We start from the raw sequence: 9417 nt of genomic DNA on the forward strand, positions 1-9417 counted from the left end.
AGCGGGTGGAATGTTTACGACGAACAGCGTTGTCATGGCAATTGACCGCCAAGGGTCAGAAACCAAATACACCCAAGGCGTGTATCCCCGAATAGGTTTATACAAGCAGCTTGTTACCCGGTAATGGCGTGCACTTTTGTCGTCATACACCGGGAAGAAATCACTGCAGATGACGCGGGCAATTGCCTGCGGCCGTCATGCGGAAATCACAAAGGGTGACACGAGTTTTGATCTGTGCCACATTTTGTACCCAATTTGTCCGGCACAAGCACGGTCGGATTTAACCTTTTAAACAAGGAAAAGCAGGGCATGAGGGAAGTACCCGCAATGCAGACCATTGCGCTCGTTGATGACGATCGCAACATTCTGACGTCCGTATCGATTGCGCTTGAATCGGAAGGTTACCGCGTCGAGACCTACACCGATGGCGCGTCTGCACTCGATGGGTTGATGGCACGTCCGCCCAATCTGGCCATTTTCGATATCAAGATGCCGCGGATGGACGGTATGGAACTCCTGCGTCGCCTGCGCCAGAAATCCGATTTGCCGGTGATCTTCCTGACGTCCAAGGATGACGAGATCGATGAGCTCTTCGGCCTCAAGATGGGCGCCGATGACTTCATTACAAAGCCGTTCTCGCAGCGGCTTCTGGTCGAGCGCGTCAAGGCGGTGCTGCGCCGGGTCGCTGCGCGCGAAGGTGTGGCAAAGCCTGGCAGCCCTCAGGCCAAGTCGCTGGAGCGCGGTCAGCTTGTCATGGACCAGGAACGGCATACCTGCACCTGGATGGGTGAGCCGGTGACCCTGACGGTCACCGAGTTCCTTATCCTGCATTCCCTGGCGCAGCGTCCGGGCGTCGTCAAAAGCCGTGATGCGCTGATGGATGCAGCCTATGACGAACAGGTCTATGTGGATGACCGGACTATTGACAGCCACATCAAGCGCCTGCGCAAGAAGTTCAAGGTTGTCGACGACGACTTCGATATGATCGAAACACTCTATGGTGTCGGGTATCGCTTCCGCGAAACTTGATTCTGATTGTTCCTGTTGTTTGCGTGTAAATGGGCGGGCGATCACGCGTAGGAATGTCAACCATGCGTGATCCGCAGTACAATAAGATTGTCTCAGCGCATTTTGAGTGCGATGAGACAGCCCAATTTGCGATACTCTGAGGCAGAAATGGTAGCCGGACTCCATGGCAGCAATGTTACGCGCAAGAGCGCCGTCATGCGCCGGAAGCGTTCGCTCGCCTTGAGGCGGTTGCTGCAGCCGCTCAATCGGCTCTTCGGCAATTACCTGTTTTCCAGCCTGACCCGCCGCATTCTCTTTCTCAACCTTGCCGGTCTTGCCGTGCTTTTGTCCGGCATCATGTATCTCAATCAGTTCCGTGACGGGCTGATCGATGCCCGCGTTGAAAGCCTGATGACGCAGGGCGAGATCATCGCGGCCGCCATCGCGTCGGAAGCGACGGTCGATACGAATTCCATCACCGTCGACCCTGAAAAATTGCTGGAATTGCAAGCTGGACAGAGCATAACGCCGTCGCCCGATGTGCTGGATAATCTCGATTTTCCCATCAATCCCGAGCGCGTGGCGCCTGTCCTGCGCCAGCTGATCCAGCCGACCCGCACCCGTGCACGCATTTATGACCGCGATTCGAATCTTCTGCTGGATTCACGCCATCTCTACTCCCGCGGGCAGGTGTTGCGATACGAACTGCCGCCGATCGATGGCGATGAGCCCAGTTTTCTCGAGCGGCTGACCAACCGGATGACCCGGCTGCTGCGCCGGAGTGATCTGCCGATCTATCAGGAACAACCCGGCGGCAATGGCGCTTCCTTTCCTGAAATTGTGAAAGCCTTGACGGGACAGCCCGCCACCTTCGTGCGCATGACGGAAAAGGGCGAGCAGATTGTTTCGGTTGCGGTCCCGATCCAGCGTTTTCGCGCTGTTCTTGGGGTGCTTCTGCTTTCCACGGAAGGCGGCGATATCGACAAGATCGTGCAGGGCGAACGTTATGCCATTATCCGGGTGTTTACCGTTGCCGCGCTGGTTATGGCCATTCTCTCATTGTTTCTGGCATCGACCATTGCCAATCCGCTGCGCCGTCTTGCGGCAGCGGCGGACCGGGTGCGTCACGGCGTGAAGAACCGTGAGGAAATTCCGGATTTTTCCGAACGTCAGGACGAAATCGGCCATCTCTCCACCTCCATCCGCGACATGACCAATGCGCTCTATGCCCGCATCGAATCGATCGAGAGCTTTGCCGCCGATGTCAGCCACGAATTGAAAAACCCGCTGACATCGCTGCGAAGCGCCGTGGAGACGCTGCCGCTGGCCAGGAATGATGATTCGCGCAAGCGCCTGATGGATGTGATCCAGCACGATGTGCGCCGGCTGGATCGCTTGATCACGGATATTTCCGACGCGTCACGTCTCGATGCGGAGCTGGCACGCGAAGATTCCGAACATGTCGATCTCAAGTTCCTGCTGGGCAATCTCGTGACCGCTGCGCGCGAAGTGCGGCGCAACAAGAAGGATACGCAGATCGAATTTGTCGTCGGCAAGCTGCCGACCAACAAAAAGGGCTTCTTCGTGGTCGGCCATGATCTGCGTCTCGGCCAGGTCGTTTCGAATCTGATCGAGAATGCGCGTTCGTTCGTGCCGGAAGAGCATGGCATTATCACCGTCTCACTGCAGCATATGGGCGACCGGGTGCGTATTCTGGTTGAAGACAACGGTCCGGGCATTCGCGTCGAACAGATCGACCGCATTTTCGAACGTTTCTACACGGATCGCCCGTCAGGCGAAGCTTTCGGTCAGAATTCAGGCCTTGGACTCTCCATCAGCCGCCAGATCATCGAGGCGCATGGCGGCACGTTGAATGCGGAGAACATTATCGATCCCAATGATCCCGACAACTATCTCGGTGCCCGCTTCACCGCGATTCTCCCGGCCGAGATCTGATGCGGGACGACGAAGGTGAATTGATCCATGGCAGTGCCGTGCTCGTGGGCGAGCACGGCGTCCTCATCCGTGGCGCCTCCGGTTCGGGAAAATCCGCCGTCGTGCGGGCGCTGATGGACCGTGCGTCTTATCGAGGTATGTTTGCCGCCTTGATCAGCGATGATCAATGCGCCGTGCGGGAGATGTCGGGGCGTCTGCTCTGCACGGCTCCCGGCATTTTGCGGGGTGGATTGGAAGTGCGCGGTTCCGGATTGCATCGGGCGGATTTCGAGGAAAGTGCCATTCTCCATCTCCTAGTTGATCTGGTCGAACCGAACCAATCGGTTCGGTTTGGCGAAGATGCAGCAACGCGTCTGCAAGGCGTCGCAATCGGGCATCTAATTCTGCCAAAATGGGAGATAGATGCCGCCTGCCGGGCCATCGAAGCCAGGCTGTTTCAGCAGGTATGGAAAAAATAATTGTTGTAATTCAATAAGTTGCACAGACGACCTGCGATAAAATGACTGACAGTCACGCACAAGTCATTTTTCCGCTTGCCTTCGCGATTCGTCCTGCCAAAATGCGACACCTGCCAAGTGGGGCATTCAATGCGCAGAAAAAAGCCTAAACCCAATGGGCTGGCGCAACAGGAGCAGTTTCAGAATGATCGGACTCGTGCTTGTGACGCACGGAAGACTGGCCGAGGAATTTCATCATGCTGTTGAGCATGTGGTCGGTCAGCAGGAATATTTGGAAACCGTCTCAATCGGTGCCGATGATGATATGGAGCAACGCAGGCGCGACATTGTCGATGCGGTGGCGCGTGCCGATAGCGGCAATGGCGTCATCATTTTGACAGATATGTTTGGCGGTACTCCTTCTAATCTGGCCATTTCAGTGATGGAATCGGGACGGATCGAGGTTATCGCCGGCGTCAATCTGCCCATGCTGATCAAGCTGTCGAGTGTACGCGTCACCAATGATATGGCGGCGTCGCTGCGCGAGGGGCAGGATGCCGGACGCAAATACATCAATGTGGCCAGTCAGGTGCTGACAGCCAAATAGAGGTTGAACACGCATGCGCCTGACAGGAGAAACGACCGGCACGTTTGATCCGGACAATGCGCTGGTTGCATCTTTCGAGATCATCAACCGGCGCGGGCTGCATGCGCGCGCTTCCGCCAAATTCGTCCAGCTCGTCGATGGTTACGACGCCCATGTGCGCGTCGAGAAAGACGGCATGACCGTGGGTGGAACCTCCATCATGGGGTTGATGATGCTTGCAGCCTCGCCGGGCTGCTGCATCAAGGTCAGCGCTTCAGGCCGGCAGGCCAGCGATGTGATGATGGCCCTCGGGGCACTCATCGCCGATAAGTTCGGCGAAGAAGCCTGATGTGACGCTCGTCAGCCCGATTGCTGTCTTTGATGCGGGGATCGGCAGCTATGCCATTGTCGATCTGTTCCGGCGGCGGCTTCCCAGGCAGGATATCCTCTATTTCGCCGATCGCGCCAGCTTTCCCTATGGGAGAAAACCGCGCAGCGAGTTGCTGTCCGTCATGGACCGGACGATGCGGTTCTTGATGGCGCATGACCCATCGGCCATCATCGTCGCTTCGAACGTGCCGTCGATAACCGTGATGGATGACCTGAAATCCATGGTGAACGTGCCGCTCTTTGGGGTTGTGCCGCCGCTGGCGGAAGCCCTGGCGATGACGCAAACCGGCAAGGTCGGCATCATGGGCGTGCAGTCGATGACGGGAAGCCCGCAGTTGCGGCAGTTCGTCGGCAGGCATACCGGTGATCCCGATGCCGTCGCCCTGATCGATGCCTCGGCCATGGTCGACCTTGTCGAGAATGGCGACTTTCTGTTCAATGTCGCCGCGACCCGGCAAAAGGTCGATGATTTCCTCGGCACGGTTTTTCGCAGCCATCCGGATATCGACGTGCTTACCCTGTCGAGCACGCACCTGCCGTGGCTCCGTTCCTATTTTGAGGCGAGCCGTCCGTCCTGCCGGTTCCTGGATCCGGCCGAGGCGATCGTGCAGACCATCGGCGCGGGGACGCAGGGCAGCGGCACCACCATCGCCATTGCCACCGAAAGCGCCGAATATACGCTGGATGCATTCCGGGCGATGCTGGCAAAACTGGCGATCGCCCTGCCTGTCAGTCCTGTTTCGCTGCCATTGCAATAAAACAACCGCCCTTCGGATATGCACGCATAAGGATTTCTTTATATCCCATTGTGCGCTCCGCCCTAATCTGATAGTCAACAGCAACCTCCGGTCGCCTCGGAATGGCGGCTGGACCGAAAAACAAAGACGGAGCTGACAACAGATGGCCGATAAACAGGATTTTATAGTCAAGGACCTTGAGCTGGCCGCATGGGGCCGCAAGGAAATTGAAATCGCCGAAACCGAAATGCCGGGCCTGATGGCCAGCCGCGAAGAGTTTGGCACGTCCAAGCCGCTCAAGGGCGCGCGCATCACCGGTTCGCTTCATATGACGATCCAGACTGCGGTCCTGATCGAAACGCTGCAGGCCCTGGGCGCAACCGTGCGCTGGGCATCGTGCAATATCTTCTCGACCCAGGATCATGCGGCAGCGGCAATCGCAGCCACCGGAACCCCGGTTTTCGCCGTCAAGGGCGAAACGCTGGAAGAATACTGGACCTATACCGACAAGATTTTCCAGTGGCCGGATGGCCAGCCTTCCAACATGATCCTCGATGATGGCGGCGATGCCACCATGTACATCCTGATCGGCGCGCGCGCCGAAGCCGGTGAAGACGTTCTGTCCAATCCGGGCAGCGAAGAAGAAGAGATCCTCTTTGCGCAGATTAAGAAGCGCATGAAGGAAACGCCGGGCTTCTTCACCAAGCAGCGCGATGCGATCAAGGGTGTCACGGAAGAAACGACAACCGGTGTGAACCGTCTGTACCAGTTGCAGAAGAAGGGCCTCCTGCCTTTCCCGGCAATCAACGTCAACGACAGCGTCACCAAGTCGAAGTTCGACAACAAGTATGGCTGCAAGGAATCGCTGGTGGACGGCATCCGCCGCGCCACCGACGTCATGATGGCCGGCAAGGTTGCCGTGGTTTGCGGCTACGGCGACGTGGGCAAGGGTTCGGCCCAGTCGCTCCTCGGTGCCGGTGCACGCGTCAAGGTCACGGAAGTTGATCCGATCTGCGCGCTGCAGGCTGCGATGGACGGTTTCGAAGTGGTCACGCTTGAAGATGCCGCACCGACCGCCGACATCATCATCACCACGACCGGCAACAAGGATGTCATCAAGCTCGATGACATGCGCAAGATGAAGGACATGGTGATCGTCGGTAACATCGGTCACTTCGACAACGAGATCCAGGTCTCGGCACTGCGCAACCTCAAGTGGAACAACATCAAGCCGCAGGTCGACATGATCTCGTTCCCGGACGGCAAGCGCATGCTGCTTCTCTCCGAAGGCCGTCTGCTCAATCTGGGCAACGCAACGGGACATCCGAGCTTCGTCATGTCCGCATCGTTCACCAACCAGGTTCTGGCTCAGATCGAGCTCTACAGCCGCGGTGAGCAGTACAAGAATGAGGTCTACGTCCTGCCGAAGCATCTCGATGAAAAGGTCGCGCGCCTGCATCTCGATAAGCTTGGTGCGAAATTGACGACCCTTTCGGACGAACAGGCTGCCTATATCGGTGTCACACCGAATGGTCCTTTCAAGTCGGACCACTACAGATATTAATCTGTTAACCAGTACACACAATATATGGAAGCCGAAGGATTGACAAATTCTTCGGCTTTCTTTTTTGCGCGGAGTTCTTCCCGTCGATTCGTCAAGGGTTTATTGTAGTGATTCGGGATAGCTTTCTTCCAGATGGGCCAAATGGTTGGATCAATCAGATGGGTTGGAACATGAGATATCTGTCAGGATGGGGCGACGACGGTTGATATGAAGATTGGTGATGGGGATGTTCGCGGGAAAGAGGCAACACGCGGAAAGCGGGTGCTGAAGAAACTGCGGACTGTGCTGGCGGGAGCTGGCTCGACTGTTTCTATCCTTGGCGCCATGTCTTCCGCCGCCCATGCCGATGATCCGCTTGGCAAGATCAACACCCCATTCGGGGTCGCATTCGGCACGTTCGAAGTCATCCAGTTTGCCATGTTCCTCGGGGCGATGGGCGCGGCCCTGTTGTCGGCGGGCTGGCTGATCCGCGAGCGCAGTCGCATTGCCAGCGAGAATCGGCAGTTGCGCGACAAGGTTGCCGATCTCAATGTCGCGGTTCAGCGCGGCGAAGCGCTGCTCAATCTGAAGGATCAACGGGTGGTTGTGTGGGAAGGCAGCTCCACGGCGCCCAATCTCGTCGGCAGCCTGCCGCAGGAAATCGGGGTTCCCGAAGACCGCTCGCTGTTTCTGGCTTTTGGCCGCTGGTTGCGCATTGATTCCGCAACGTTGCTTGATCGCTCTGTCGAGGCCCTGCGCGGCAAGGCGCGCGCCTTCGATATCGTCGTCGAGACGTCGAAGGGAACGCCACTGGAGGTCCAGGGCCGCACGTCCGGCGGCTATGCCATTGTTCGTTTCATCAGCCTCGGCGAGGCGCGCGCCACCCAGGCGCTGCTCAAGACGGAAAACTATCAGCTCAACGAAGCCCTGACCACATTGCGGGGACTGCTGGAGCAACTGGAAATGCCGGCCTGGAGCCGCGACAGGAGCGGCAAGCTCAATTGGGTCAACATGGCCTATGCCAAGGCGGTTGATGTCAGTGACGTGCATGTTGCCGTGGCGGAGACACGCGAATTGTTCGGGGTACAGGCACGCGAGCGTATCGAGCGCGAGAAAGCGGCAAGCCGGCCTTTCCATGATGAACTGTCGACGGTGGTCGGCGGCGATCGTCACGTGTTCCGGGTCACCGATGTCGCAAGCAGCGCCGGTTCCGCCGGTCTGGCCAATGATGTCAGCGACATAGAACTGGTGCGCGAGGAATTCAAGCGCACCGTCCTCAATCACTCGGACACGCTGGACCAGTTGAATTCGGCAGTCGCCATGTTCGATGCGAACAGGAAGCTGCAATTCTTCAATCAGGCATTTGCCAAGCTGTGGGGGCTGGAAACCTCGCTGCTGGAAAGCCGGCCCGACAATGCCATGCTGCTCGACCGCTTCCGCAGCGACGGCACATTGCCGGAACAGCCGGATTGGCGCCGCTGGAAGGATTCCATGCTTTCGGCCTATCATTCGGTCGAATCGCAGGAGCATTTGTGGCATCTGACCGATGGCCGCACCCTGCGCGTCATCGTCAATCCGCAGCCCAAGGGCGGCGTCACCTGGGTTTTCGAGAACCTGACGGAAAAGCTGCAGCTGGAAAGCCGCTACAACACGCTGATCAAGGTACAGGGACAGACGCTGGACCATCTGGCCGAAGGTGTGGCGGTGTTCGGTTCCGATGGCAAGATTCGCCTGTCGAATCCCGCCTTTGCATCGCTCTGGTCACTGAAAGCCGAACAGGTCGCCGAAGGCATGCATATCTCGGCGATCCGCCGCCTGTGCGAGCCGGTTTCCGATGCAACCCAATGGGAAAGCTTTGTGACGACCGTCACAGGCTTTGACGACAAACGCGAGTCCCTGTCAGGTCATGTCGAGCTGACGACCGGAAAAATCCTCTATTTTGCCTCAGCACCGCTGCCGAGCGGCCAGACCATGCTGACCTTCGTCGACGTGACGGATTCCGTGCGGGTCGAACGGGCGCTGAAGGAAAAGAACGAAGCGCTGGAGCGCACGGATGAACTGAAGAACGATTTCGTCCAGCATGTCTCCTATGAGCTGCGTTCGCCGCTGACCAACATCATGGGCTTTACCGAGCTTTTGCAGACGCCGATGACCGGCCCGCTGAACGAGCGTCAGCGCGATTATCTCGACCATATCGGCACATCGTCCTCGGTTCTGCTGACCATCGTCAACGATATTCTCGATCTCGCCACGGTTGATGCCGGTATCATGGAGCTGGATATCAGTGACGTCTCCGTCGCCGATGCCGTCGCCACTGCCTCTGAAAAAGTAGCCGAACGCCTCAAGGAGCATAACATCCTGCTCGACACCCGCATTGCATCCGGCGCGGGTTCTTTCCGTGCCGATGCCAGCCGCGTCAAGCAGGTGCTTGCCAATCTGCTCAGCAATGCCGCCAATTACGCTCCCGAAGGCAGCACGATCACACTGACCTGCGGGCGGGAACAGAATGAGATGGTTTTCAGCGTTCAGGACAACGGACCCGGCATGCCGGACTATGTGCTGGACAGTATTTTCAAGCGGTTCCAGCCCTATCCGAACGGTGGCCGCAAGCGCGGTGCCGGTCTTGGCCTTTCCATCGTCAAAGGCTTTGTGGAGCTGCATGGCGGCAAGGTCGATATCAGCAGTGCCGCGGGCAGGGGCACGCTGGTGACCTGCCGGTTCCCGCTGGAAGCACGCACCTTCAGCATCGCTGCTGAATAA

General features: G+C 57.8%; 8 protein-coding genes. All 8 read left to right on the forward strand.

Annotated features, from left to right (window positions below; translation table 11 throughout):
* Nucleotides 1-309 precede the first annotated feature (309 nt).
* The 8 genes from ACZ5FP_RS02625 (at nucleotide 310) to ACZ5FP_RS02660 (ending at nucleotide 9417) form a co-directional block, all read left to right on the forward strand.
* The gene (locus ACZ5FP_RS02625) at nucleotides 310-1029 is read left to right on the forward strand and encodes a response regulator transcription factor (protein WP_288191879.1); all 720 of its coding nucleotides are present in this window, start codon (nucleotides 310-312) and stop codon (nucleotides 1027-1029) included.
* A 147-nt stretch (nucleotides 1030-1176) separates the two neighbouring features.
* The gene (locus ACZ5FP_RS02630) at nucleotides 1177-2964 is read left to right on the forward strand and encodes a stimulus-sensing domain-containing protein (RefSeq protein WP_464661969.1); all 1788 of its coding nucleotides are present in this window, start codon (nucleotides 1177-1179) and stop codon (nucleotides 2962-2964) included.
* Nucleotides 2964-3422, forward strand: coding sequence for an HPr kinase/phosphorylase (locus tag ACZ5FP_RS02635; protein WP_464661970.1), 459 nt, complete (start codon nucleotides 2964-2966; stop codon nucleotides 3420-3422). Before ACZ5FP_RS02630 ends, ACZ5FP_RS02635 begins: the two co-directional genes overlap by 1 nt.
* Nucleotides 3423-3606: 184 nt before the next feature.
* Complete coding sequence (locus ACZ5FP_RS02640; RefSeq protein WP_091879322.1) at nucleotides 3607-4008, forward strand: PTS sugar transporter subunit IIA; 402 nt, start codon at nucleotides 3607-3609, stop codon at nucleotides 4006-4008.
* Nucleotides 4009-4021: 13 nt separating this feature from the next.
* On the forward strand, nucleotides 4022-4336 hold the full coding sequence (locus tag ACZ5FP_RS02645; protein ID WP_105734117.1) for an HPr family phosphocarrier protein: 315 nt from the start codon (nucleotides 4022-4024) through the stop codon (nucleotides 4334-4336).
* Between the two features lies 1 nt (nucleotide 4337).
* Nucleotides 4338-5135: a glutamate racemase gene (locus ACZ5FP_RS02650; protein ID WP_464661973.1), complete on the forward strand. Its 798-nt coding sequence runs from the start codon at nucleotides 4338-4340 to the stop codon at nucleotides 5133-5135.
* A 142-nt stretch (nucleotides 5136-5277) separates the two neighbouring features.
* Nucleotides 5278-6678 carry an adenosylhomocysteinase gene (gene ahcY, locus ACZ5FP_RS02655; protein ID WP_223613974.1) on the forward strand — a complete coding sequence of 467 codons (1401 nt, stop codon included), beginning with the start codon at nucleotides 5278-5280 and terminating at the stop codon, nucleotides 6676-6678.
* Nucleotides 6679-6885: 207 nt separating this feature from the next.
* Nucleotides 6886-9417 carry a sensor histidine kinase gene (locus ACZ5FP_RS02660; protein WP_464661975.1) on the forward strand — a complete coding sequence of 844 codons (2532 nt, stop codon included), beginning with the start codon at nucleotides 6886-6888 and terminating at the stop codon, nucleotides 9415-9417.

This window comes from Phyllobacterium sp. T2-21, from assembly GCF_055378485.1.